Below are 25,116 nucleotides of genomic sequence, written 5' to 3' on the forward strand. Positions count from 1 at the left end.
GGCTGGTCCCCGTTCGCTCGCCGCTACTGAGGGAATCACTTTTGTTTTCTCTTCCTCCGGCTACTAAGATGTTTCAATTCGCCGGGTTCGCTCGCGCCACCCTATGGATTCAGGTGGCCGTACATGGGGTTGCCCCATTCGGAAATCCTCGGATCAATGCTTGCTTCCAGCTCCCCGAGGCGTATCGTCGGTAGCCACGTCCTTCTTCGCCTCTGTGTGCCTAGGTATCCACCGTAAGCCCTTCGTAGCTTGACCACTACTTCTTTCTGACTTCCATTTCTCCCACTTGACTCAATCAAGTGATGATGAAGATGGTGTCTGTGATACCTACACTCTCATCTCTATGCAGTTTTCAAGGTTCTTGCTGAGTCTTTCAACTCAGCATTCCTAACCTTCCGATACGAAAATCGAAAACTTAAGATGCTGAACTGATTTTTTGAATTTTAAGCAGTCTTTTGGTGGAGGTTAGCGGACTCGAACCGCTGACATCCTGCTTGCAAAGCAGGCGCTCTACCAACTGAGCTAAACCCCCACATCACTTCTTCACTCTCATGAAAAAGCTAGGTGGGCCATCCTGGACTTGAACCAGGGACCTCACCCTTATCAGGGGTGCGCTCTAACCACCTGAGCTAATAGCCCACATCCTGCTCTTGACCCAAACATCTTTGTCTAGGAAAAACCCAGACTAGTTTAGAAGCCCTTGCTCGAAAGACTCGACCGACCTAGGTTGACCTCTGATACCGCTCTATCAAATATGAAGCTTGCGCTTCTCGCAGTTATCAGTAGGGTAGGTCTCCCTGAAAGGAGGTGATCCAGCCACACCTTCCGGTACGGCTACCTTGTTACGACTTCACCCCAGTCATCAGCCCTACCTTCGGCGCCCCCCTCCGCGAACGGTTAGGGTAACGACTTCGGGCATGGCCAACTTCCATGGTGTGACGGGCGGTGTGTACAAGGCCCGGGAACGTATTCACCGCAGTATGCTGACCTGCGATTACTAGCGATTCCGCCTTCATGCAGGCGAGTTGCAGCCTGCAATCTGAACTGAGCCCCGGTTTGGGAGATTTGCTTCACCTCGCGGCTTCGCGTCTCGCTGTCCGGAGCATTGTAGTACGTGTGTAGCCCAGGATGTAAGGGGCATGATGACTTGACGTCGTCCACACCTTCCTCCGGTTTGTCACCGGCAGTTTCTCTAGAGTGCCCAACTGAATGATGGCAACTAAAAACGTGGGTTGCGCTCGTTGCGGGACTTAACCCAACATCTCACGACACGAGCTGACGACAGCCATGCACCACCTGTCTCCCCGCTCCCGAAGGCACTCTCTCGTTTCCAAGAGATTCGGGGGATGTCAAACCCTGGTAAGGTTCTTCGCGTTGCATCGAATTAAACCACATACTCCACCGCTTGTGCGGGCCCCCGTCAATTCCTTTGAGTTTCACACTTGCGTGCGTACTCCCCAGGCGGAACACTTAACGCGTTGGCTACGGCACTGCGCGGGTCGATTCACGCAACACCTAGTGTTCATCGTTTACGGCTAGGACTACAGGGGTATCTAATCCCTTTCGCTCCCCTAGCTTTCGTCCATGAGCGTCAGTTATGGCCCAGTAGCGCGCTTTCGCCGCTGGTGTTCTTCCAGATATCTACGCATTTCACCGCTACACCTGGAATTCCCGCTACCCCTACCATACTCTAGTCAATCAGTTTCCATTGCCTGTATGAGGTTGAGCCCCACGCTTTGACAACAGACTTGATTAACCGCCTGCGGACGCTTTACGCCCAATAATTCCGGATAACGCTTGCCTCTCCCGTATTACCGCGGCTGCTGGCACGGAATTAGCCGAGGCTTATTCCTCAGGTACCGTCACTTTCTTCTTCCCTGAGAAAAGGGGTTTACAGTCCAAAAACCTTCCTCCCCCACGCGGCGTTGCTCCGTCAGGCTTGCGCCCATTGCGGAAAATTCCCCACTGCTGCCTCCCGTAGGAGTCTGGGCCGTGTCTCAGTCCCAGTGTGGCTGATCATCCTCTCAGACCAGCTACTGATCGTCGCCTTGGTAGGCCCTTACCCCACCAACTAGCTAATCAGACGCGAGCTCATCTACAGGCCATAAATGTTTCACCTCTCGGCACATCGGGTATTAGCAGTCGTTTCCAACTGTTGTCCCCGTCCTGTAGGCAGATTCTCACGCGTTACTCACCCGTCCGCCACTAGCTCCGAAGAGCCCGTTCGACTTGCATGTGTTAAGCACGCCGCCAGCGTTCATCCTGAGCCAGGATCAAACTCTCCATTTTGGTTGAACTCTTAATTTGAAATCTCACCCATTAGGCAAGACTTCCAAGTTCGTAAGTTTTCCCGAACCCAGTTAACCGGATTCATCATTTTATTGACGAGTCCCTCAAGACTGGCTTCTAAACTATTCTCTTGTCTAGGTCCTGTCGCCAGCCCCGCTTCGCGTTTCCGCTCCGCTCTCACCGGCGCTTAATTAATCTACCTAACTCGCCTAGTCGCGTCAACCCCCTCAGAGAAAAATTTTTTCGGGATGGACAGAAGAGTAGACGGAGACTGGGTTTTGGGGTGGTTGAAGACTTTGCTGGAGATGCAATGACCCTCTCGATCGCTCAAATTACTGACCTTCATCTCCTAGTCGATCCGCAAGCTGCCCTTCGAGGTTGCGTGACAACACCCCGAGCCGCTGCCGTATTTGGCAATCTCAAACAGCGATCGCCCGATCTACTTCTTCTGAGTGGCGACTTGAGCGAGGATGGCAGCCCTGCTAGCTATGAGCGATTACGAGATTGGGTTGAAGAACTAGGTTGTCCTGCTATTGCGATCGCGGGTAATCATGACCAGCCTGAGCGTTTGACGGAAATTTGTGGGCGATCGCCTTTTATGGGTGAGCCTGTCTATTCCATCCAAGGCTGGCGAATCATTGCACTGGATTCCTACCAACCCAAACGGATAGATGGTCGATTGAGGGGCGATCAACTTGACTGGCTGGATCAGCGCTTAGGAGAAGACTCGTCCCCAACCTTGCTGATGCTGCATCATCCACCGGTGCTGATCGGGGTTACCAAGATGGATGCGATCGGGCTTAAGGACGGGCCAGAGTTTCTAGAAGTGATTGCTCACCATCAGCAAGTCCGCCTTGTGCTTTCGGGGCATGCTCATCAGGCATTTATTCAAGGTCGTGGTTTGACTACCTTCCTCGGGTGCCCCGCCACAGCTATGCAATTTGACCAGCCTGAGCTGCCGGCTGGTTGGCGATCGCTAGAGCTAGAGCCAGATGGATCTTGGCGATCGCAAATCCATTGGGTTGACACCGATTCAATTCATTTCGCTTGAACAGGGCTTGCATCTTAGACAGATCTTGGAACCGTCACTGGAGTCCCAGCGTCTACAGGCTCTATCACTCTTTGCTTAGGATAGGTGGCGATCGCTAACGTCAGTTCGCGACCCACTACTGAATGAGCGTTCGTGGATCTCGGAGGTGTCATGCGTCATCGTCGTTCTGGTCAGCGCCGGTTATCAGTCCGCGCAATCTTGAGTCACACCCTGGCAATTAGCTTGGGCGTCTTGGTGACAGTGGGCGGATTACAAGCACGTCCCTCTTTGGCCCAAGCAGCACCTGTAGAAATCGCACAAGCGACTCCTGCGAATACAGCAGCTCCCAACAGTAACCCAGATAGTTTTGTTGCAGCAGCAGTCCGTCAGATTGGCCCTGCAGTCGTTCGGATTGATACTGAGCGGACGGTGACACGGCGGGCAGCTCCCATGTTTGATGACCCGTTTTTCCGTGAGTTTTTTGGGTCTGACTTTTTTGGCAATGTCAATCCGCCAGCACGGCAAGAAGTACAGCGTGGTCAGGGTTCTGGTTTTGTCGTAGATGGTAACGGCTTGATCATGACCAATGCCCACGTGGTCGCCAATGCGGATCAAGTGCGGGTCACGCTACGGGATGGTCGAGAATTTACGGGACGAGTGCGGGGTGCAGACTCTGTCACTGATTTAGCGTTGGTAGAAGTTGATACCAAAGGTGAACGGCTGCCCACTGCTCGCATCGGCAATTCCAGTAATGTCGAGGTCGGAGACTGGGCGATCGCGATCGGGAACCCGCTCGGACTCGACAACACCGTCACTTTAGGGATTGTCAGCAGCCTTGGCCGCCGGAGCAGCGCTGTCGGTATTCCGGATAAGCGCCTCGACTTTATCCAGACCGATGCAGTGATCAACCCCGGTAATTCGGGCGGCCCGCTGGTCAATAGTCGGGGCGAAGTGATTGGCATTAACACCGCCATTCGCCAAGCGCCGGGTGCAGGGATTGGCTTTGCGATTCCAGTTAACACGGCCAAGCAAATTGAAACGCAGCTGCTGAAAAACGGGAAAGTCTCACACTCCTACCTAGGGGTGCAGCTGCTCTCCCTGACGCCACAAATGGCTCGAGATAACAACCGCGATCCCAACTCCACCGTGCGCTTACCAGAAGTGCAAGGTGTCTTAATCATGGGGGTTCAGCGCAATGCACCCGCTGCTACTGCGGGACTGCGACGCGGAGATGTGGTGATAGCGACTGATGGTCAAGCGGTGACGACTGCGGATGAGTTCCAGCGCCGTGTCGAAGCGAGCCAAGTCGGCCAGTCACTCAACCTCAGCGTGATTCGCGACGGTAACCGCCAGCAGATTGCTGTGCGCACTGGCGAACTCCAAGCTGGTTAAACCGCGATCGCTCGCACATGAGGTTACTCAGGCGGCTGGATTCAGTCGCCTTTTTTAGTTGCGACAGGCAGGCCCGTATACTGATTCGATGTTGTTGAACACCCGCAAGCCTGTTATGGATCCAGTCACCCACATGAAACATGAAGTCGCGAAAGCAGCCGCGAGTCGGGTGCAATCTGGCATGGTGGTCGGGCTGGGCTCGGGCTCTACAGCAGCCCTCATGATTCAGTACTTGGGCGATCGCGTTCGCAATGGCGAACTCACCAATATTCAGGCTGTACCCACCTCTTTTCAGTCCTCAGTATTGGCGAATGAATACGGCATTCCGCTGACGACCCTGAACGAAGTCGATCGCATTGATATTGCAATTGATGGCGCGGATGAAGTTGATCCACAACGCAACCTGATCAAAGGCGGTGGCGCTTGCCATACCCGCGAGAAACTAGTGGATGCGCGGGCTGAGCAATTCATTGTCGTCGTTGACAGCAGCAAACTGGTAGAGGCACTCGGAACAACCTTCTTACTGCCCGTGGAAGTGCTGCCGGAAGCTTACATTCAAGTCGGCAAAGCCTTGGAAAAATTGGGTGGCAAACCAGAACTGCGGATGGCGGTCAAAAAAGCAGGCCCAGTCGTGACTGACCAAGGCAACCTCGTTCTCGATGTGAAATTCGATCGCATTGACCAGCCCGCAGAACTGGAGAAAGCGATTAACAACATTCCAGGCGTGCTGGAAAACGGTCTGTTTGTTGGCTTGACCGATCTTGTACTCGTTGGTGAAGTTGACGGCGATCGCGTTTCTGTGCGCGAGTTCTAGGCTTTCGATCAACCCAATCAACTGAGCCAGCTTCAGATCGAAGCTGGCTTTTCGCTGGCTGAAAACACTGTGATCAAAACGCCCTGAAGAGACAGCCTTCAAGGCGTGGCAGCCTTTATCCAGTTGAAAATAGTGATTAGCTGACCAGAGAGAAGGCACTGGTGTCGGTCGGCTCCGGCAGGCCAAAGACACGGCAGAAGACTTTCGCCACTTTGCCCCCCGAGTCCACAGACTCTAGCGGATCCTTGCGGAGGCGGTGCCGCAGACAGGGGGCAACGATCCGCTGAATATCTTCGAGGGTGACTTCCGACCGCCCTTCAAAGGCCGTCAGCGCTTTGGCAGCGCGGTTGGTGACGATGTCACCCCGCAGGCCGTCAATATCCAGCTCCGAGCAGACCTCCGAGATTTTCACCCGCAGGTCATAGTCCAGCTCAACGGATGGCAGCAGCGTTTGCGCTGCAACAATCCGTGCTTGCAGGCTATCTTGCTCGCTGGCATAGCGATCGAGGAAAGTCTGAGGATTTTGATCGAAGGTCGATCGCTGTTCTACGACCTGAACCCGCAGTTCCGGATCTTTGACAGTGCGCACTTCGACACTCATACCGAAGCGATCAAGCAACTGAGGCCGCAGTTCACCTTCCTCGGGGTTACCGGAACCAACCAAGACGAAGCGAGCAGGGTGGCGAATCGATACGCCTTCCCGTTCCACCGTATTCCAACCAGAAGCCGCCGAGTCCAGCAGCACATCTACCAAATGATCGTCGAGCAGGTTGACTTCGTCGACGTAGAGAATGCCACGATTGGCTTTTGCGAGTAGACCCGGTTCAAAGGCTTTGACGCCTTCCGACAGCGCTTTTTCGATGTCAATCGTACCGCAGACGCGATCTTCCGTCGCACCCAAAGGCAGGTCGACCATTTGTACTTTGGCGCGACCAATCGTCGGGGTTTCGCCACGGGCAATGCGATCGCGAACCTCATTACTCATCAGCTCTGGATCGCTGGGATGGCTGTTGTAGGGATCCTCTGCCACCACCTCAATTTCGGGCAGTAGGTCAGCCAAGGCACGAATTGTGGTTGATTTCCCAGTACCGCGATCGCCCATGATCATCACCCCGCCCAATTTGGGGTCGATCACATTCAGCAGCAGGGCAAGCTTCATCTCCTCCTGGCCGACGATCGCCGTGAAGGGGAAAACAGTGCGGCGTGGCGCAGTCGGAAGAGTCGCAGTCACGGGTAAAGCAACGCTGAGCAAAGACCGTTTTTCATTGTGCCACAGTGCTTATACCCCTGCCGTGAACCCTGCTCGGCTAATCAGGTGCCTGTTCGACCATGCCGCTCTACCCCGATCGCTTTCGTTGTCCGTTCGTTCTGCGCCAAGGCTGGGGAATGACGATCGCCGCTGCTTTAGCTAGCGATCGCCCGCCATCTCTGCCAGCACCGATCTACCAAGGGCAATGCCTACGTGGGGCAGATGATGTGCCGCTCTGGACAGAGCGCGCAATTCCAACAAATCCCCGTGGCACCTTGATCGCCACCTACGGCATCACCGGGTCCCTGCAGAATCAAGGCATTCTCCAGCGCTGGGCAACTGCTGCTTATCAAGCCGGTCTGGCAGTGCTGCTCTTTGACTGGCGCGCCCATGGGCGATCGCTGGAATTGTCGCCCGTTCTGACCAGCGATGGGCTACGGGAAGGCGATGATTTTCTGGCGTTAGCTGGACAAGCTCGGCAGCTGGGGCTGCCAGAGCCCTACATATTTGGCGGCTATTCCCTCGGCGGTCAGCTGGCACTCTGGGGCGCTTGGCGCGGGCAACAGGAGGGCTGTCCTCCAGCAGCGGTCCTGTCGCTCTGCCCCAATCTCGATGCCGAGCGATCGCTGCCTTGGTTACGCAGCACGAGGCTCGGTCGCTGGATTGAGCAGCGGATTTGTCGCGAACTGTGCCGATTAGCGACCGACATTGCCAATCACCATCCGGGCAGCCTCGATCCAGCCGCGATCGCCCAAGTCACCACCATTCAGGACTTTGATAACTATTTGGTTGCTCCCCGTTTGGGCTTCCAGAGTAGCGTCGACTATTACCGTGCCAGCAGTCCGCTACCTTTTCTTGCCGATCTACACGTACCTGGACTGGTTCTCTACGCCGCAGACGATCCCTTCTTTCATCCTGCGATCGCCCCCGAACTCGCAGCGATCGCTCAGCGCAATCCAGTTCTAGAGATTGAAATCACGCGCCATGGCGGTCACGTGGGCTATTGGCAGGGCCGCGATCGTTGGTGGGCGATCGATCGATTCCAAGGCTGGTTGGAAGACTCCGGGACTTTACCTAAAGCCTGAGTAGACTGGCGATACGCCTGCTCATCTGCCACTCTCCTATGACCGTTTTGACGCTCCAACTGAGCAATGGCTCGCTGAGCTTGCCGCTCAATTTGGCGGCTGGCCTAGAGCTCAAGTCTGTTTTGCAGCAGCTCCTGCAGCAGCTCCGACAAGCCGCGACGCCGCTCAGTCCTGGTCAACGACCGACCCCACAGCCCAGCACTGATCATCGGTTGGAAGTCGGCGAAATTCATCTCGAAGTGTTCTGCAATCCCAATCTTTGGCCGAGTCCCTTTGCTGCCAAAGTCTTGCTGAGCCTACGACAAGGGGAGTTGCGGCTCAGTCTCGAAACCGAGCTAAGTCGTTTGATGGAAGATCTCGATCAGTATCTCGAGTCAATTCGCTAGGTTAGGGCGGTTTGCAGATTGCCTACACCCTGCAATCGCCGCCTTTGCGTAGACTGGTTGGACAATCCTGACTGTAGACCAGCGATCGCAATCGGTATGGCGAATCCCACATTTGGCAATCGCGACTCGGGCCGCAGTGTTGGCCGCTCCTATCAGTCGCTATGGCTGCTCTTGGGAATCACCACCGTCTTTTTTGGGGCTTTGGGTGGCCGCCTCGCCTACATGCAAATTCAGCAGGGCGAACGAAATCGCGAACTGGCCAACGAGAATCGCATCCACCTGTTGCCTCGCCTCCCTGAACGTGGACGTATCCTCGACCGCGAAGGGCGTGTATTAGCGAGTAGCCGCCACGTTTACTCACTCTATGTTTGGCCGCTGGCAATTAAAGACGACCGCTGGCCCGATACCCGACGCCGGCTAGCCGAGCTACTCAAAGTGCCGGAGTCTACGCTGCAAGCCCGCATCGATCGCCAGAAAGACAATGCCGCTTATCGAGTTCGCCTGGCCCAAAATCTGAGCCAACCCCAAGTTATTGCTTTTGAAGAAAATCGCCGTAACTTCATCGGCGTCGAAGTGGACTACGACAGCGTGCGCTACTACCCCAATGGGTCAATCGCAGCCCACGTTTTGGGGTACACCGGCGAGATTTCGGATGAGGAATTAAAACGGCGCGAGGAACAAGGATATCGACCTGGCGATGTCATTGGCCAAGCTGGACTCGAAGCCGCCTTTGAGAAGCAGTTGCGCGGTGAGTGGGGCGGTCAACAGGTAGAAGTGGATGCCCTCGGCAACGTCGTCCGCATTTTGGGCGACAAGCAAGCGCGAGCGGGCAAAGATGTCACCATCACACTGGATCTCGATCTGCAAAAAGCAGCAGAGGCTGCGATCGGCAACAGCATGGGGGCGATCGTGGCGATCGATCCTCGGGACGGCAGCATCTTGGCGATGGTCAGCCGTCCCACCTACGATCCCAACGTCTTTGCCACCGAAATCAGCCAGGCCGAATGGGATCGACTGCAGCAGCTGGAATTCCCCTTCGTCAATCGCGCTCTGCAGTCCTTTCCGCCAGCCAGTACGTTCAAGATTGTGACCACAGCAGCGGCCTTGGAATCGGGCAAATATTCCCCCGACGCCGTGCTGCAAACCTTCCCCTTCCTGCGGGTTGGCGGCATTCAGTTTTGGGACTGGAATAATGCGGGCTTTGGTCCCCTCGGCTTTGTAGGCGCAATGCGCTATAGCAGCGACACCTTCTTCTACCAAGTCGCTCAGCGGATTGGCGGCGACGCGATCGCAGCCATGTGCCGTCGGTTTGGCATGGGGCAGCGTACAGGGGTAGAGCTTGCCGCGGAGGAAGGGCGGGGTCTTGTGCCCGACAAAGCTTGGAAACTGAAGAACCTGAATGAGGAATGGACCGTCGGCGACTCGATCAATATGTCCATTGGTCAAGGCTTCTTACTGCAAACGCCACTGCAAGTCGCGGTGATGTTTGCGATTCCAGCCAATAACGGCTTCCGGGTAAAACCGCACTTCCTCAAGGACGATCGCGACAGCAAAGAATGGCGCGAGGATCTGAAACTGAAGCCATCCACGATGAAAGTCATCCGGGACGGGCTAGTCTCAGTCGTCGCGGATGGAACTGGAGCTGCCCTGCGAGTGCCCTCACTGCCGCCCAACGCAGGCAAAACTGGAACAGCGGAGGATCCGCCCCGGCGATCGCACACTTGGTATGGCGGCTATGCACCGATTGAGAAACCTGAGATCGTCGTCGTTTCCTTCAACGAAAACTCAGGCGGCGGCGGTGGCAGTACAGCGGCTCCAAAAGTCCGTCAAGTGATGGAAGCCTACTTCCGCAAGAAGGCGCTTCGAGCTCAGGCCGCTAAGGGTAAGCAACCATCTGCCAACACCTCGCAGTAGTAGTCCTGGAGTTGGCGCGTGGCTGCGTTCCAGCTCCAGCGTTCGGCTTCTTGACGAGCCGCTTGGCGTAGAATCTCGCGCTCTGCAGGGTTAGCCAACAAGCGCTGAATCGCAGCGATCGCCCCTTGTTCATCCTCAGGATCGAACAGGAAACCATTAATGCCGTCGCTGACAATATCGGGAATGCCACCGGAATTGGCCGCCACGACCGGACAACCCGCTGCCATGGCTTCCAGCAAGACTAGACCGAGGGTTTCGGTCCGGGAGGGAAAGACAAAAGCGTCAGCAGAAGCGTAGGCCGCCCCTAGCTGTTCCCCATGCAGATAGCCAATGAACTGCGTCTGGGTGCCAGCAAACAATTGCTCTAGTTCGGCCCGATGCGGGCCATCGCCGACCAAGGCCAAGCAAGCCTCAGGATTGGCATCCAAAATGGGTCGCAGGCGATCGATTTGCTTCTCGGCTGAGAGGCGTCCGACGTAGAGCAACAAGGGCGCAGTGGGCTTACCGCCACTGAGGCGATCGCGCATCGCAGCAGTAGCCAAGTCTGGCCGAAAGGTCTCGGTATCCACTCCTCGCTGCCAGAGGCAACAGTGCTCAATGCCGTGATCTGTCAGCTCCTGCACCATCGCGGTTGAAGTACAGAGGTTGATCGCTGCTTGGTTATGCGCCAGCTTCAGCAATTCCCAGAGCACCCCCTCCAAGACCCCCAGCCCGTAATGCTCAAGGTATTTCGGCAAATGGGTGTGATAGGACGCCACGAGTGGCACATTTAGCGCCTTGGCATAGTAGATGCCGCCCAACCCCAACACAGCCGGATTGACCACGTGGATCAGGTCGGGCCGGAACCGCTCCAAGGCTTTTCCCACTTTCGGCAACGGAAAAGCTAGCTTCAGCTCGGGATAGAGCGGTAGCGGAAAGCCTTTAACCCCATAGACTCGAGCCCCCTTGTGCTCGCGGAGCCCGCCGTCGGGGCAAAAAACCATGACGGTGTGGCCAAGACGCTGCAGGTGATCGACCGTGTGCCGAAGCCGCGTGACGATGCCATCCACTTTGGGGAGGAACGTCTCGGTAAAGAGAGCGATGCGCATAGAGAGAGTGCGACTTTAGCGCAGAGCGGTTTCAGGAGCGCTGAGAGCTTCAGCTTGATTACGGGTCCAGGCAGAAACGCAGGGAATTTTGGCGCGATCGCAGCGATCGGCAAACTTCTGCGCAATTTCTACCACTTCGCTCATCAGGCCATTGTCCAAGGTGGTCGGATTGAGGCCTAAATCAATCAAGCAGCGGTTGTCGACAATCAAGTCGTTCTCAAGGGCTTCCTTGCGTGGATTGGGCAGGTAGGCGATTTCAGCACCGGTCAATGCCGCCACTTTCTCTGCCAAATCCTTGACTTGGTAGGTTTCCGTCATCTGGTTAAAGATGCGGACTTTTTCATTGGCTGCTGGCGGATTTTCGATCGCCAGTTGGACGCAGCGCACTGAGTCGCGAATGTGGATGAAGGCTCGGGTTTGGCCACCAACGCCATGCACAGTCAAGGGATAGCCGATCGCCGCCTGCATCAAGAAGCGGTTCAAGACTGTGCCGTAATCACCGTCGTAGTCGAACCGATTGGTCAGATCCGGGTGGAGATTACAGTGATCGGTGTTCGTGCCCCAGACAATACCCTGGTGAAGGTCGGTGACTTGGATGTTGTCGTTCTTGTTGTAGTAGTAGAACAACAATTGATCCAGCGTCTTGGTCATGTGATAGACGCTACCCGGATCAACGGGGTGAAGAATCTTCTCTTCAAAGCGTTGGCCATCCCGCTGGACGACTTCCACTTCTAAGTAGCCTTCAGGAATCGTAGCCCCGCGATGGCTACCGTATCCATAGACGCCCATGGTGCCCAAGTGGACAATGTGGGACTTGAGGCCGACATCCACACAGGCGCAGAGCAGATTGTGGGTGGCGTTGACGTTGTTATTGACCGTGAAGCGCTTATGCCATGCACTCTTCATTGAATAGGGGGCGGCGCGCTGTTCGGCAAAATGCACGATCGCATCCGGCTGCGTTTCTAGCAGTAGTGCACAGAGGCGATCGTAATCAGCCGCTAAGTCGAGATTGACAAAGCTAATCGGCTGCCCGCCCGTTTCTTGCCATGCCTTCAACCGGCGTTCAATCGTCGCGATCGGAGTGAGGGACTGAACCCCCAATTCCACGTCTGTCTTGCGGCGAACGAGGTTGTCAACAATGGTGACGGCGTGACCTGCAGCAGCCAAATTGAGAGCGCAGGGCCACCCGCAGAAACCATCGCCACCCAATACAAGAATCTTCACGCAGTTCCGCTCCTGAGATCGCGTTTGACCGGGGCAATCAGGCTCACGGCCAAATTACCACAGAGCGATCCCCGGGAGCGGTTGTCCATGACACTAGTGAGAAGCAGACACGGCAATCACTAACATCCCTGCAATCAGCACCAGGGCAGCCCCGCCCGTCCAGAGCCATTTTTTGCCCTGATCAGCGTTGGCTTCTGCTTGGTACATTCTGGGTTCTTTGGCGAAGTTATTAAGCCGTCCGCCTTCTTCGGTGGTGTAGGGCATGGGAATGGATGAGACCTCAATACAGCTCTGTCGTGCCCCAGAGTAGCAAAGGATGCTGTCATCGCCCTGAGTCGCTGCAGCTTCTAAACAGTGGCTGGTGACTGCCCGACCAAGCCTGTTTGCGGAGAGCTAGCGATCGCCGCCGATCGCGTGGGAATCCGACCCGCTTGAAAGGCCAATCGACCCGCGATCGTGGCCATGGCCATCGCTTGGGCCATCCGCGCCGGATCTTCGGCTTGAGCGATCGCGGTATTGATCAGCAGGGCATCGGCTCCTAGTTCCATCGCCTGTGCAGCTTCACTGGCGGTACCGATGCCGGCATCAACAACAACGGGAACCTTCGCGTTCTCAACGATGATGCGAATGTTGGCTTCGTTGCGAATGCCTTGCCCCGAACCGATCGGCGAGCCCAGGGGCATCACCGTTGCGCAGCCCACTTCTTCTAAGCGCTTGGCAAGCAGTGGATCGGCATTGATGTAGGGCAAGACTGCGAAGCCCTCTTTGACTAACTGCTCCGCCGCCTGCAACGTCCCGATCGGATCGGGCAGCAGATAGCGACTGTCGGGGATGACTTCCAGCTTGACGAAGTTGTTGTCTTCCTGACCCAGCAATTTCGCCATTTCCCGCCCGAGGCGGGCGACCCGAATTGCTTCCTCTGCCGTGGCACAGCCGGCAGTGTTCGGTAGCATCCAGATCTTTTGCCAGTCCAGAGCCTCGGCCAAGCCTTCATGGCCGGGAGCATTGGTCTGCACTCGCCGCACTGCAACAGTCACAATCTCGCAGCCACTGGCGGCAATGCTGGCGCGCATTTGCTCAAAGCTGCGGTATTTGCCCGTCCCCGTCATCAGGCGCGATCGAAACGACCGTCCGGCGATCGTCAAAACATCGGCAGTGGTGTCGGGGGTGGCGACCATGAACTCGGCATCAGCACAACTGTTTTCCATTATTCCGACTTGCCTGAGCCGAATCGAGATTGTGGATGTTGACAAAATTGCGACAAAGAGTTACAAAAGTTTACAGAGAAAGACAGTGACGACCTGCTAACGCTTACTCAGCGTTTCAGAACAAGCATTTCGAGAACTGACCCTTCTCCTCCTCGACTCAGCTCTGTATCGACTGCCTCGGTTCTGCCGGGGCTTTTTTTTGACCTCGACTGGCCTGCCATAATGGCGATGGTCGTTCGTCGAGATGTTATGCGATCGCTCTTTTTGTCTGCACTGCTAGCCGCCACGACGGTGGCCACCGGAGCACTACCGGCGACGGCTCAAAGCATTTTTAACCGTGATGCCTTTTTTAATCGCGTTACGCCTGAGCTAGCACCTTGGGCTTCTCCTCAGGTCTTGCTGGAGCGTCTGCCGCGCCAGTGGAAGGGCAACTTTAACTACGAAGGGAGTACCCAAGCCCAGAACTATCCGACTGGCCTACAAGTGACTGGCTATTCGATCTCCGGCCGGGTGCTGTCCTTCTCCGGTCTGCTCAACTGGGGCAGCGATCGCCAGTCTGATGTGTTTGGCTACATCGACAGCCAAACGGGCCAAATTGAGTTTTACGAACGGCAAAATCTCGGTCCCACGGCTGCAAGTTCCTCCGGTGGCGGCTTTATCGGCTTCTTAGCTCTGCCCGATGAGCAACGCATTCCCGGTGAAGCCCTGTTCTACTGGGTTCCCAACAGCATCATTCAGCCCACTGGGGTCCTAGCGATCAAACCCGCACCTGCGACGAATCGCTAAGCCGCTGCTCGGTGATGAGAGTCACACTCGTCCACGCACCACTGGCATCGAAACTGCGGATCAGGCGCAGTCGGCGATCGCGACTGACGAGCCAGCCTAGTTCAAGCTGAAAAGGCGATCGAAGGGCCAGTTCTGTCGGGCAAGCACAGCTCACGCCACCGGGTAATAGCCAGATCGTGACTGCCTGTTGTTTGCCGACAAAGACCAGTTGCGATCCTTGAATTGGCGCAAGGGATTCGATCGTGCGATCGCCCCAGTCGAGCTGGGACTGCAACTGATTCCCCACTTTCTCCAAACGGAGTTGGGTGGTGACGCGATCGGGCGATCGCCAGTCGGGATACCGAGTTTCGGCGATTCCGCTCCAGGTTCCCAGCAAGTCTTGAACGGTCAACGGAGCTTGTTGGAACGCATCAATGCCAGGTAGTGCCTCCCGAATCAGGGTTAGCCCCTGTAGCTGGCGATCGCGGTACTGCCAGACCAAGCGGCGGCGCTGTTGATCGGCGAGCAAGCCCTGCTCTGCGCCAAACTCCCCAAACGGGGCAAGCTGCATGCCACCTTGGGAAAAAGCCCCGTCGTCAAAGCCAAGGTAAGCGCGACTGACACTCGTGAAGGGAATCTCAACCCGGCGATCGGGTTGCTGCTGATAGTCAACAACGATTTTGGCCTGTTGGCGATCAGCACTAGCGCTGAGAGTCACGACCGTCGGCTGCTCAGACAGGATTTCGCCCTGCAGGTTCAGGCTGGTAAAGCTGCCTCGCCACTCACCTACATTTTCCAGCAAGCAATTCCAGACCGATTTCATATTTGCATCGCCTTGCAAGGTGAGTTACGCCGAAGCAATCGGGCTTTATAGGGGTACAGTCACCGACTAACAACCACTATGAAACGAGAAGGGGTTCCCTCATTGACCGCCGATCAAGAAGCAGAGCTTCAACACATTCTCCAAGAGATTGATCGGGACTTTCTCAGTGACGGCAGAATCAACTTGCAAAAGGCACGGGCAATCGTGCAGCTTTCGCAGCAACTAGCACCCGTACAAGCTGAAGTGCTCTACCGGATCCGCCAAGCCATTCGCGAGCGCTGGGGGGATCGCCTAGACGTGGAATTCGAGGATTAAAGCTTCAGAGCGGGCTGCGGGAATCGAACCCGCATCATTAGCTTGGAAGGCTAAGGTTTTACCACTAAACTAAGCCCGCTGGCAGATTTCACAATATCATGCGGCGATAACAGTGTTGAGTGGGCTGACATACCCTCAACTGTGCTGCAAGAGGATGGCACTATGGCGATCGCCCGTTCTCAAGGCTGGCTGAGGGGCGTCCACCACGTTGCGCTACATGTGCAAGATCTAGCGCGATCGCGGCAGTTTTACGGCGAGATTTTAGGACTAGCGGAGCTGACAGATGATCAGGTTCCTAGTACGCTGCGACCGCTGGTTGAGGCCGGTCAGGTTGCCAACTTTCGGCTACCAGATGGCGTGATTTTGGACCTGTTCGCAGCACCAAAACTGCAGCCGCCTGACCCCGACCCTAGCCAAGAATTTACCCGCTTTGCCCATCTGGCCTTCGACATTGCGCCCGAGCAATTTGATGCGGCCGTGCAAATTCTCCAAGAGCAGAATGTCGCGATCGCCCAAGGGCCAGTCAGCCGTCCGACCGGTCGCGGTGTCTATTTTTACGACCCTGATGGCACCCTGTTAGAAATTCGCTGCGACCCTTCATGATTCCTCAACTCGACCTACGCACCAAACTCAGCTTCGGAGTTGGTGACTTTGGCACAGCAGTCATGGCGAATTTGCAGGTTTTCTTCCTGCTCTTTTTTCTAACGACGGTAGCGGGCTTGGATGCCGCTTGGGCCGGCAGCATCCTGATGATTGGCAAGGTTTGGGATGCCGTCAATGACCCCTTGATTGGCTGGTTGAGCGATCGCACCAAGAGTCGCAACTGGGGCCGCCGCTACCCTTGGATGCTCTGGGCTGCTATTCCCCTCGGACTCACTTTTTACTTGCAGTGGATTGTTCCGACTCAGAATCCAACTTGGCTCTTTATTTTCTATGTCGTGGTTGCACTGCTGTTTAACAGCTTCTACACAGCGGTTAACTTGCCTTACACCGCCCTGACGCCGGAGCTGACCCAGGACTACAACGATCGCACAAAACTCAACAGCTTTCGCTTTAGCTTTTCGATTGGCGGCAGTATCCTCTCGCTCTTGCTCGCTCAGGCAATTTTTAGCCTCATTCCCAATCCACAAGAACAGTACCAATGGCTAGGGGCGATCGCAGCGATCGCGTCAGTCCTTCCCGTCTTTATCTGTGTTTGGGGCACCCGTCGTCGCTATCAGTTCATGCAGCCGTTGGTCGAAACCACTCTACCGCCACGCCAATCGATTGCCGAAGAATTGCAGGTCGTCAAAGGCAATAAACCATTCTTATTTGTGATTGGCCTTTACCTCTGCTCTTGGCTAGCCGTGCAAGCGACAGCCTCCGTGATTCCCTACTTTGTCCGCTACTGGATGCGATTGCCCGACCCCGATCTCACTTCAGTGATGTTGGCAGTGCAGGGCACCGCGTTAGTCACTCTTTTTGGCTGGAGTTGGCTGAGCAATCGCATTGGCAAACAGGCCGTTTATTACTGGGGTACCGGCTTATGGCTAATCGCCCAAGTCGGCCTGTTTGTTCTGCAACCCAACCAAGTGGGTCTGATGTATGTCATGGCGATCTTGGCCGGTTGTGGTGTTTCCGTGGCTTACCTGATTCCTTGGTCAATGCTGCCGGATGTGATCGAATGGGATGAGCTGCAAACGGGTCAGCGCCGCGAGGGGATTTACTACGGCTTCATGGTCTTTTTGCAAAAACTCGCACTGGCGTTGGGTTTATTTATCGTTGGCCAAGCGCTGTCGCTCGCTGGTTTGATTCCCGGTGACTCAACCGTTGTTCAACCTGACAGCGCCCTCTGGGCAATTCGAGTCGCAGTTGCACCCTTCCCCACACTCTGTCTGATTTTGGGAATCCTCTGCGCCAAGGGCTATCCGATTACCCGCGATCGCCACGAAGCCATGCTCTTACAACTTGCCGAACGGCGATCGCAGGTCTAGAAACCTTTTCACCGCTGGGGCACCCGCGATCGGCGACAGCAAGCAGCCCTCAGCCGTAGACCTATGTGGCACGATCGACGCAGTGGATTGAGCCTGTAGCCCGTGGTCAAAATTGTTCGGCGGCGTTCCTTGGGTGTGCAACCCGTCTACGACCTTGGCGTGGCAACCGTACATAACTTTGTGCTGGCCAATGGCCTTGTGGCCTCCAACTGCTTCAACAAGAGCCACTCCACCGCCTATGGCTACGTCACCTTCCAGACGGCTTACCTCAAGGCCAACTTTCCTGTCGAATACATGGCGGCGCTGCTGACCGTCAACAGTGGCAATGCCGACAAGGTGCAGAAATACATCGCTAACTGCGCGGCCATGGGGATCGAAGTCCTGCCGCCAGACATTAACCGTTCGGGCGTGGACTTTACCCCCACCGGCGATCGCATTCTGTTCGGCCTTTCGGCAATTCGCAACTTGGGTTTGGGCGCGATCGAGTCGATTTTGGCGGCCCGAGACGTAGGCGGCCCATTTCTATCGCTGGCGGATCTCTGCGATCGCGTAGATACGGGGTCGCTCAACCGCCGCGCTATGGAATCTTTGATTCACGCCGGCGCCCTCGATGTCCTAGAAACCGGGGCCAACCGTCAGCAGCTCGTCGCTGATCTCCCACTAGTTATCGATTGGGCCAACAGCCGAGCCAAGGACCGCGCCAGTGGCCAAGGCAATTTGTTCGACATGCTGGGCAGTAACGACAGCAACAGCAGCCCGCTGGACACCGCGCCTAAAGCGCCTGCCGTTCCCGACTATTCCCCCGACGAAAAGCTCAAGCTGGAAAAAGAGCTGCTGGGTTTTTATCTCTCCGATCATCCACTCAAAGTGGTGCAAGAACCGGCGCGACTCCTCGCCCCCGCCAGCATTAGTGACTTAGAAGACTACTGCGATCGCGGTCTGATCAGCACGATCGCTCTACTAACAGAAGTCAAACCCGTCGTCACCAAAAAGGGCGATCGCATGGCGATTTTGCGGATCGAAGACCTGAGCGGCAACACCGAAGCCGTCGTCTTCCCGCGCAGCTACGAACGCATTGGCCACTACATCGAAGCGGATGCCCGCTTGATGCTTTGGGGCAAGGTCGATCGCCGCGACGACCAAGTGCAATTCATCATCGAAGATGCCGAGCCGATCGACCATGTCCGCCTCGTCTTGGTTGAACTGAGCGTCGAGCAAGCCAGCGACATCGTCCAGCAGCAACGCCTCAAGGAACTGCTGTTGCAGCAGAAACGCGAAGAGGAGCGATCGAAGGTGCCTGTCGTCGCAGTGATTCAAGCCGGCAGCGATCGCTACTTCGTCCGCTTGGGCGCCCAATTCCGCGTTGAGGATCCAGAGGAGGCTGTGGAAGCACTGCAAGCCGCTGATTTTCAAGCCCGCGCCGAAGCCCTCTTGTCGCCAGCCTAGGCCAACCACCCCACACAGCGATCGCGGTTGACCCTCAGAGAGCCATTTCTGGGGGTTTCTTGTTTAGTATCCCAAACTACTAAATGCAACAAAGACTGTCATCTACTTAACAGTTCTTTGAAGCAAAAAGGCTGAATTTTCTCCTTTTAGAGAAACTTTAGAAAAATCGCTGTTGTCCTTTCTGCGATCGGTGCTATAGTCTCCGCAAAACTCAGCGAGCGGCCATGAACGTACAGGAACGCCGAAACCTGAACGCAGCGGTTGAGCGACACACCAGTGATCATGTCAGCTGGTATCTCAGTTCAATCGGTAGAATTCCGCTCCTCACTGCCGAGGAAGAGGTTGAACTCTCACGCAAGGTTCAACTGATGATGGCATTGTTGGAAAACCCAGATGCCGAGAGCAATTCAGAGAACCAAGCGGTCTTACAGGCCGGTCAAAGAGCGAAAACAAAAATGCTCAAAGCCAACCTCCGGTTGGTTGTGAGTGTTGCGAAGAAATACCAGAATCAAGGCCTAGAACTACTCGACTTGATCCAAGAAGGGTCACTTGGTTTAGAGCGAGCAGTTGAAAAATTTGACCCAGCCTTGGGTTATAAATTCTCGACCTACGCTTACTGGTGGATTCGCCAAAGCATGACTCGGGCGATCGACAATCATGCCCGCACGATTCGTCTTCCCATTCATGTCAGCGAGAAAATTAGCCGCATCAAAAAAATGACGCGAGAGCTGACTCATCAGCTCAAGCGATTGCCCAGCCGTGCCGAAATCGCTGAGGCGTTAAAGTTGCCGCTTCAAGATGTAGAAATGCTGCTCAGCCAATCGACCCCCTGCACCAGCTTGGATGCCCAAGCACGGGGCGACGATGGCCGCAGCTTCTTGGGAGACTTGATTCCGGATCCCAAGAGTCTAGAGCCGATGGACGCCATGGATCGCCACATCCAGCACGAGCAAATCTCGACTTGGTTGGCACACCTGACCGAACGTGAGCAGCAGGTCTTGCAACTGCGCTTTGGTCTCCACGACGGCGAGCAACACACCTTGGCGGAAATTGGTCGGCGGCTGAATGTGTCCCGCGAACGGATTCGTCAAGTTGAAGCTCGGGCACTGCAAAAACTGCGGGTCTTGAGTCAACAACCGCTTTGCCCAGAGGCTTGCTAGGCTAGCTCCGGTTGCTGGGGCTAAACCGACGTGATCCTGTCTCTTGTCTTGCCTGAGAGCGATCGCTACTGTCTGCAGCAAGCGCGGGTTCCACAAGCAGTCCTCACTGACTGGAGCAGCCTCGGTCAACCCGATTGGGAAGGTAACTTTCTGATCGATCTTGAGATCGACAGGGGCAAGATTTGTGCGATCGCCCCCACCCAGTCCAGCGCTGGCAACGTCGCCAGTCTGGATTTACAGGGTCGGCAACTCTGGCCCGGATTTGTCGATATCCACACCCACATCGATAAAGGACATATCTGGCCGCGCAGTCCCAATCCTGACGGCAGTTTTGATGGCGCTTTGACGACGGCGATCGCGGATTCTCAAACCCACTGGAATTCCGATGAGTTGCTGGTGCGGATGGAATTTAGCCTGCGCTGTGCCTACGCCCACGGCACGGTCGCGCTACGCACCCATCTCGATTCTGCAGGTGATTTGGCAGCCCAGGGCTTCACTGTTTTTCAGGAATTACGGGAACGCTGGCGCGATCGCCTGACGCTCCAAGCCGCTTCGCTAGTCTCCCTCGATCACTATCAGGGGGTAGCAGGAGAGCGGCTCGCCGATTTGGTAGCGGCAGCAGGCGGTCTACTCGGTGGAGTAACTTTTCCGTCGCCAGCCTTGGATGAGCAACTCGATCGCCTGCTGGATCTTGCCCGCGATCGCCAGCTCGATCTGGATTTGCATGTGGATGAAAGCCTCAATCCAAGCGATCGCACTCTGCTGCAGGTAGCTGCTGCCGTCCAACGCAACGGCTTCACCGGTAAAGTGCTCTGCGGCCACTGTTGTAGCTTGTCCGTACAACCCGAGGCAGACTTACCGATTCAGTTACAGGCAGTGCAAGCGGCGGGACTGGGGATTGTCTCACTACCGCTCTGCAATTCCTACCTACAGGATCGGCAGGCCGGTCGGACGCCACGATTGCGCGGTATTGCCCCAGTTCAAGAAATCCAAGCGGCAGGGATTCCCACCTTCCTCTCCAGCGACAACAGCCGCGATCCCTTCTATGCTTACGGCGATTTGGACATGGTCGAAGTCTTTCGAGAGTCGGTGCGAATTGGGCAGCTCGATCATCCTGGGTCACCTTGGCCTGCTGCCGTCACCCGTACGCCGGCGGATTGGATAGGACTGCCAGATCAAGGCCGGATTGCGATCGGGGCGCGGGCTGATTTCGTGATTTTTAACGCCCGTTCTTTCACAGAACTGCTGGCTCGCCCCCAAAGCGATCGCCTGATTGTGCGCAATGGCCGCGCGATCGCGCCGGAACTGCCTGACTATGCTGAATTAGATGCAATCTTGGCGCAGTAGCAATGGTGGATTGGACAGCAGTAGATCTAGCGCTGGCTGACATTGAAAGCGATCGCGATCGGGCGACCTGTCAGCGCCTGTCCTTGGACTACGCCCATTTCAGTCCGATCCTCTGGCCACAATTGCAAGATCGGGCCGCCGATCGCGTCCTCTATCCCCGTAGCGAAGCGGATCTATTGGCGATCGCGCGGGTCTGCGTGCAAGAGCAAATCCCTTTGACGGTGCGCGGTGCAGCCACGGGTAATTACGGACAATGCACGCCGCTCCACGGAGGATTGCTAGTCGATCTCACCGCTTTTGATCAAATTGTTTGGCAGCGTGAATCTCGCTTACGAGTTCAGGCGGGCGCAAAACTGGCTGCGATCGATCGCGCCCTGCGTCCGAGTCGGTGGGAACTCCGCTGGGCACCGTCGACCTACCGCACAGCCACCATCGGTGGGTTCTTTGCAGGCGGCAGCGGTGGCATTGGCTCGATCACCCATGGACAACTGCGCGATCGCGGCAATCTGTTGGGGGCTAAGGTGCTGACCTTGGAAGCAGAACCGCGCTTTGTCGAGCTACAAGGCGAAGCCGTGCAAGCGATCAACCATGCCTACGGTTGCACGGGCTTGATCACCGAGCTGGAGATTCCGCTCGCGCCCGCCTACGACTGGCAGGAATGCATGGTCGATTTCCCGAGCTGGGCTGCTGCTTTGGATTTTGCCCAAGCGATCGCCGAGGCGGATGGCTTGATCAAGAAGATGGTCTGCGTTCTCGCCGACCCGATCCCTAGTTTTTGTAAAGCGCTCAAGGATTCTTGGCAAACAGGCGAAAGCGCTGTGTTGCTACTCCTGACAGAGCCGAGTTTAGAAGGGGCGACGGCGATCGCCTCAGAACTGGGAGGCCGGATCAGTTGGCAGCGATCGCCCCAGGATCAACCGCTGTTCACCTTGATGGAGCAGAGCTGGAATCACACCACCCTCCATGCCCGCAGCGTTGATCCAGTTTGGACCTATCTGCAAATGTTGCTGCCCTTGGGAGAAGAAGCGCAGTTCATCAGGCACATTCAACAGGACTGGGGCAACAACCTGCTCTGGCATTTGGAATTGATCCGCAGCCATGGTCAAGTCCGAGTCGCAGCCCTACCCTTGGTGCGCTTTGAAGGGCGCGATCGCCTCCAACAACTCACTGATCAGCTGACCGCAGCCGGCGCGATCCTATTTGATCCGCATACCTACTGCCTCGAAGACGGCGGCATGAAGCAAATTGATCTTCAGCAGTTGACCTTTAAGGAGCAAGTCGATCCCCAAGGACTGTTCAATCCGGGTAAGATGCGTGCCTGGCGCGAGAAGTACGGCGATCGTACGGTCTGAGCTAAGCGCGATCGCGCAGCAGCACCTCAACTAGTTCCAGGAAACCTGCCACTTCCGGTTGCTGACAAAGGTAACGTGGGGGCTGGGGCAGACGATGAAGGTACGGCACTAGATTGGCCACACCGACACTCAGAGGAAACTCGGCAAAGAGGCTGGCGTCGTTGGGGCTATCGCCCACGGTCACAATTTGCTCAGGCTGCAACGCAGGAAAAGTTGATTGGCAAACTTGCCAGAGCGATCGCCCTTTGCTTTGGCCGCGCGGCAGCAAGTGACACTGAACGGCGCTATAGACAAAATCTAACCCTTGCCCCATGGCAATCGCAGCTATTTGGGTCAGGTCGGCTTCCGTTAGCCCTGTCACATCAAAGGCCCAGTCCGTTTGCCGAAAGGCATTATCAGCCGCTGCTTGCAGCTGGGGCCAATGCTGCTGGATTTGCTGGAAACACTGCTGCAACTGCTGACGGTGATCGGCGATCGCAGCGATCGGGCTGAGGATAATCGGTGCTTGTTCCGGCCAGCAAATCGCGCCGCCGTTCTCGGTCATCACGCCTGCCACCGGCAGGTATTGGGCCAAGGCCATGCCCCAACCCACCGATCGCCCCGTGCTGATGAGCACTCTTATTTCAGCCGCTGCCAGCTGTTCGAAGGCTTCGATCAGAGCCGCAGACAAGCGATCGCTCGCTGTCAGAGTCCCGTCAAGATCGCTGACGATCAAGCGAACGGCACTAAGGTTGGCCTGCTGGATCGCCTGGGGCACTTGGAACGAGATCACGCTTCGAATTCAGTGGTGCTATCCGGCGACAGACTCACCGTCGGATCTTGGAGACCGGTCAGGCTACGGAACTGTGGACTGAGATAGAAGTAGGTAGCTTTGACATCCGCACCAAACAAAATTTGGTCGTAGTGCTTAAGGTCACACTCGGTAATGCTGCGATTGTTGACGTAGGTGCCATTGGCACTGCGGCGACTTGTCTCTGGATCTCCGTCGATCAGGCGATAGCGAACCTCACCGTTTTCTGTCAGGAAGCGCACCAACGTGGCATGCTGCCGTGAGGCATAGATGGAATGGAGGCGGATATCGCAGGAATCAGCCTTACCAATGGTGTAGTGAGATTTATAGAGCTTGAGCTCGGTTGCACCACGCGAATCTTCAACAATAAAGACGTGTTCCGGCTGGGCTGGATCTGCCAAGTCGAGGGTCAGCACCTTTTCCAACGTGTTTTGCAGAGAAGCCAAGCTTCGCAGAGCTGCAGCACTGTTTTGGAGCACTTGTTGGATGATCGTCAGATCACCCGAAACCACCGCCTGCTTTAGTGCATTGAGGGAGGTTCCATAGTCGCTGGTTTGCTGATCGACCAATTCGAACAGCTCCGAAAGCGCATAGTCGGTATTGCCAACTTTGACTCGAGTATCGAGGCTGATGATCGACACAATAGTTTCCTAGAACAATAAGTCGGCTCACGAAGTCGGAGTCGTATGGGATATTGTGCCTCCTCCAGTGCCTTCTTGCCTGTCGGGAACCGCAGAAAATTTAGGCTTTCTGGAGCACAGGGCTGGTCAGTCCACCTTTCACAAGGCGACCATCTTCCATTTCTAAAATGCGATCGGCAATATCTAGGATGCGATTGTCGTGGGTGACCAGCAGAATCGTGCAGCCCTGCTCTTTCGCAAGCTGCTGCATCAGGTCTACGACATCCCGCCCCGACTGACGATCGAGGGCAGCGGTGGGTTCATCGGCCAGCACCAGTTTGGGACGGCCCACCAAGGCGCGGGCGATCGCAACCCGTTGCTTTTGACCGCCGGATAAGTTTTCGGGATAGTAGTCGAGATGATCGCCAAGGCCAACTGCCTCTAGCATTTGATGCGATCGAGCGATGCGTTCATCCCAGTTGAGATCTGCCTGCAGGTCTAAGGTCATCTGCACGTTTTGGCTGGCAGTCAAGAAGCGGAGAAGATTGTGGGCCTGAAAGATATAGCCAATGTTGCGGCGCACTTCAACGCGCTGGCGCTGACTAGCACCGTGTAACTCTTGGCCCAGAACGCTGAGGGTGCCGGCCTGCACCGATCGCAAGCCCCCAATCAGGGTAAGGAGGGTCGTTTTGCCGCAGCCCGAGGGGCCAGTCAGCAGGACAATTTCGCCTGGGTTAAGGTCAAAGCCGACATCAAACAAGACTTGTTTCTGCAGCGAGTCATGGCCATAGAAATGGTCGAGGTTCCGAATGGAGACCACTGCGTCGCTGCTCATGACCTTATCCA

The 25,116-nt window shown here is 55.9% G+C and carries 23 protein-coding genes, 3 tRNA genes and 2 rRNA genes (1 of these 28 only partly in view); 14 read left to right on the forward strand and 14 right to left on the reverse strand.

Going from position 1 to position 25,116, the window contains the following annotated elements; genetic code table 11:
- The 4 genes from SYC_RS04960 to SYC_RS04975 form a co-directional block, all read right to left on the reverse strand.
- Positions 1–255: ribosomal RNA gene (locus SYC_RS04960) — 23S ribosomal RNA — on the reverse strand (it extends 2,623 nt beyond the left edge of the window).
- Between the two features lie 201 nt (positions 256–456).
- A tRNA-Ala gene (locus SYC_RS04965) sits at positions 457–532 on the reverse strand.
- 33 nt (positions 533–565) lie between these two features.
- Positions 566–639 (reverse strand) — tRNA-Ile (locus tag SYC_RS04970).
- A 161-nt stretch (positions 640–800) separates the two neighbouring features.
- A 16S ribosomal RNA gene (locus SYC_RS04975) occupies positions 801–2,289 on the reverse strand.
- The 16S and 23S rRNA genes sit together here with 2 tRNA genes alongside, the layout of an rRNA operon.
- 310 nt (positions 2,290–2,599) lie before the next feature.
- On the opposite strand from SYC_RS04975, the gene SYC_RS04980 reads away from it, so the two are divergent.
- From SYC_RS04980 to rpiA, 3 genes are all read left to right on the forward strand, one after another.
- Complete coding sequence (locus tag SYC_RS04980) at positions 2,600–3,340, forward strand: metallophosphoesterase (protein WP_041677101.1); 741 nt, start codon at positions 2,600–2,602, stop codon at positions 3,338–3,340.
- Positions 3,341–3,490: 150 nt separating this feature from the next.
- Positions 3,491–4,711, forward strand: a complete 1,221-nt coding sequence (locus tag SYC_RS04985) for an HhoA/HhoB/HtrA family serine endopeptidase (RefSeq protein ID WP_011243250.1) — start codon at positions 3,491–3,493, stop codon at positions 4,709–4,711.
- An 88-nt stretch (positions 4,712–4,799) separates the two neighbouring features.
- Positions 4,800–5,525, forward strand: coding sequence for a ribose-5-phosphate isomerase RpiA (gene rpiA / locus SYC_RS04990; RefSeq protein WP_011243251.1), 726 nt, complete (start codon positions 4,800–4,802; stop codon positions 5,523–5,525).
- 136 nt (positions 5,526–5,661) lie between these two features.
- Here rpiA and bchI read toward each other — a convergent pair whose 3' ends face one another.
- Positions 5,662–6,756, reverse strand: a complete 1,095-nt coding sequence (gene bchI, locus SYC_RS04995; RefSeq protein WP_011243252.1) for a magnesium chelatase ATPase subunit I — start codon at positions 6,754–6,756, stop codon at positions 5,662–5,664.
- Between the two features lie 98 nt (positions 6,757–6,854).
- Here bchI and SYC_RS05000 point away from each other — a divergent pair, with 98 nt between their 5' ends.
- The 3 genes from SYC_RS05000 (at position 6,855) to mrdA (ending at position 10,159) form a co-directional block, all read left to right on the forward strand.
- The gene (locus SYC_RS05000; protein WP_011243253.1) at positions 6,855–7,859 is read left to right on the forward strand and encodes a YheT family hydrolase; all 1,005 of its coding nucleotides are present in this window, start codon (positions 6,855–6,857) and stop codon (positions 7,857–7,859) included.
- A gap of 38 nt (positions 7,860–7,897) precedes the next feature.
- Complete coding sequence (locus SYC_RS05005) at positions 7,898–8,245, forward strand: hypothetical protein (protein WP_011243254.1); 348 nt, start codon at positions 7,898–7,900, stop codon at positions 8,243–8,245.
- Positions 8,246–8,341: 96 nt separating this feature from the next.
- The gene (gene mrdA, locus SYC_RS05010) at positions 8,342–10,159 is read left to right on the forward strand and encodes a penicillin-binding protein 2 (RefSeq protein WP_011243255.1); all 1,818 of its coding nucleotides are present in this window, start codon (positions 8,342–8,344) and stop codon (positions 10,157–10,159) included.
- Here the strand turns inward: mrdA and SYC_RS05015 are convergent.
- From SYC_RS05015 to SYC_RS05025, 4 genes are all read right to left on the reverse strand, one after another.
- Positions 10,114–11,247: a glycosyltransferase gene (locus tag SYC_RS05015; RefSeq protein ID WP_011243256.1), complete on the reverse strand. Its 1,134-nt coding sequence runs from the start codon at positions 11,245–11,247 to the stop codon at positions 10,114–10,116. The two genes, mrdA and SYC_RS05015, sit on opposite strands and share 46 nt — an antisense overlap.
- A gap of 15 nt (positions 11,248–11,262) precedes the next feature.
- Positions 11,263–12,471: an NAD-dependent epimerase/dehydratase family protein gene (locus tag SYC_RS05020; protein ID WP_011243257.1), complete on the reverse strand. Its 1,209-nt coding sequence runs from the start codon at positions 12,469–12,471 to the stop codon at positions 11,263–11,265.
- Positions 12,472–12,564: 93 nt separating this feature from the next.
- Entirely contained in the window at positions 12,565–12,735 is a 171-nt protein-coding gene (psb34, locus tag SYC_RS13790) for a photosystem II assembly protein Psb34 (RefSeq protein ID WP_011243258.1), read from the reverse strand.
- Positions 12,736–12,818: 83 nt separating this feature from the next.
- Complete coding sequence (locus SYC_RS05025; protein WP_011377630.1) at positions 12,819–13,679, reverse strand: thiazole synthase; 861 nt, start codon at positions 13,677–13,679, stop codon at positions 12,819–12,821.
- Positions 13,680–13,907: 228 nt separating this feature from the next.
- Between SYC_RS05025 and SYC_RS05030 the strand changes: the two genes are divergently transcribed.
- Positions 13,908–14,465, forward strand: a complete 558-nt coding sequence (locus SYC_RS05030; protein ID WP_234701802.1) for a hypothetical protein — start codon at positions 13,908–13,910, stop codon at positions 14,463–14,465.
- Here the strand turns inward: SYC_RS05030 and SYC_RS05035 are convergent.
- Entirely contained in the window at positions 14,437–15,267 is an 831-nt protein-coding gene (locus SYC_RS05035) for a DUF3598 family protein (RefSeq protein WP_011243261.1), read from the reverse strand. The two genes, SYC_RS05030 and SYC_RS05035, sit on opposite strands and share 29 nt — an antisense overlap.
- Before the next feature lie 78 nt (positions 15,268–15,345).
- On the opposite strand from SYC_RS05035, the gene SYC_RS05040 reads away from it, so the two are divergent.
- On the forward strand, positions 15,346–15,582 hold the full coding sequence (locus tag SYC_RS05040) for a hypothetical protein (RefSeq protein ID WP_011377629.1): 237 nt from the start codon (positions 15,346–15,348) through the stop codon (positions 15,580–15,582).
- An 8-nt stretch (positions 15,583–15,590) separates the two neighbouring features.
- Here SYC_RS05040 and SYC_RS05045 read toward each other — a convergent pair.
- Positions 15,591–15,661 (reverse strand) — tRNA-Gly (locus SYC_RS05045).
- 83 nt (positions 15,662–15,744) lie between these two features.
- On the opposite strand from SYC_RS05045, the gene SYC_RS05050 reads away from it, so the two are divergent.
- From SYC_RS05050 to SYC_RS05075, 6 genes are all read left to right on the forward strand, one after another.
- Complete coding sequence (locus SYC_RS05050) at positions 15,745–16,185, forward strand: VOC family protein (RefSeq protein ID WP_011377628.1); 441 nt, start codon at positions 15,745–15,747, stop codon at positions 16,183–16,185.
- Positions 16,182–17,555 (forward strand): MFS transporter, encoded by a 1,374-nt coding sequence (locus SYC_RS05055; protein ID WP_011243263.1) that lies wholly within the window; start codon positions 16,182–16,184, stop codon positions 17,553–17,555. The genes SYC_RS05050 and SYC_RS05055 overlap by 4 nt, the downstream gene beginning before the upstream one ends.
- A gap of 102 nt (positions 17,556–17,657) precedes the next feature.
- The gene (locus SYC_RS05060; RefSeq protein ID WP_011243264.1) at positions 17,658–19,001 is read left to right on the forward strand and encodes a trans-splicing intein-formed DNA polymerase III subunit alpha C-terminal partner DnaE-C; all 1,344 of its coding nucleotides are present in this window, start codon (positions 17,658–17,660) and stop codon (positions 18,999–19,001) included.
- A gap of 224 nt (positions 19,002–19,225) precedes the next feature.
- The gene (locus SYC_RS05065; RefSeq protein WP_011243265.1) at positions 19,226–20,161 is read left to right on the forward strand and encodes an RpoD/SigA family RNA polymerase sigma factor; all 936 of its coding nucleotides are present in this window, start codon (positions 19,226–19,228) and stop codon (positions 20,159–20,161) included.
- Between the two features lie 30 nt (positions 20,162–20,191).
- On the forward strand, positions 20,192–21,508 hold the full coding sequence (locus SYC_RS05070) for a cytosine deaminase (RefSeq protein ID WP_011243266.1): 1,317 nt from the start codon (positions 20,192–20,194) through the stop codon (positions 21,506–21,508).
- A gap of 2 nt (positions 21,509–21,510) precedes the next feature.
- A complete protein-coding gene (locus tag SYC_RS05075) occupies positions 21,511–22,860 on the forward strand; it encodes an FAD-binding oxidoreductase (RefSeq protein ID WP_011243267.1) in 1,350 nt (449 codons plus the stop codon).
- Between the two features lies 1 nt (position 22,861).
- Here the strand turns inward: SYC_RS05075 and SYC_RS05080 are convergent, their stop codons facing one another.
- The 3 genes from SYC_RS05080 to SYC_RS05090 all read right to left on the reverse strand — a co-directional run bounded on the left by SYC_RS05080 (position 22,862) and on the right by SYC_RS05090 (position 25,105).
- Positions 22,862–23,632 carry an HAD family hydrolase gene (locus SYC_RS05080; protein ID WP_011243268.1) on the reverse strand — a complete coding sequence of 257 codons (771 nt, stop codon included), beginning with the start codon at positions 23,630–23,632 and terminating at the stop codon, positions 22,862–22,864.
- A complete protein-coding gene (locus SYC_RS05085; protein WP_011243269.1) occupies positions 23,629–24,291 on the reverse strand; it encodes an FHA domain-containing protein in 663 nt (220 codons plus the stop codon). The genes SYC_RS05080 and SYC_RS05085 overlap by 4 nt, the downstream gene beginning before the upstream one ends.
- 100 nt (positions 24,292–24,391) lie before the next feature.
- Positions 24,392–25,105 carry a DevA family ABC transporter ATP-binding protein gene (locus SYC_RS05090; RefSeq protein WP_011243270.1) on the reverse strand — a complete coding sequence of 238 codons (714 nt, stop codon included), beginning with the start codon at positions 25,103–25,105 and terminating at the stop codon, positions 24,392–24,394.
- Positions 25,106–25,116: the final 11 nt, after the last annotated feature.

Source organism: Synechococcus elongatus PCC 6301 (genome assembly GCF_000010065.1).
Classification (GTDB): Bacteria; Cyanobacteriota; Cyanobacteriia; order Synechococcales; family Synechococcaceae; genus Synechococcus; species Synechococcus elongatus.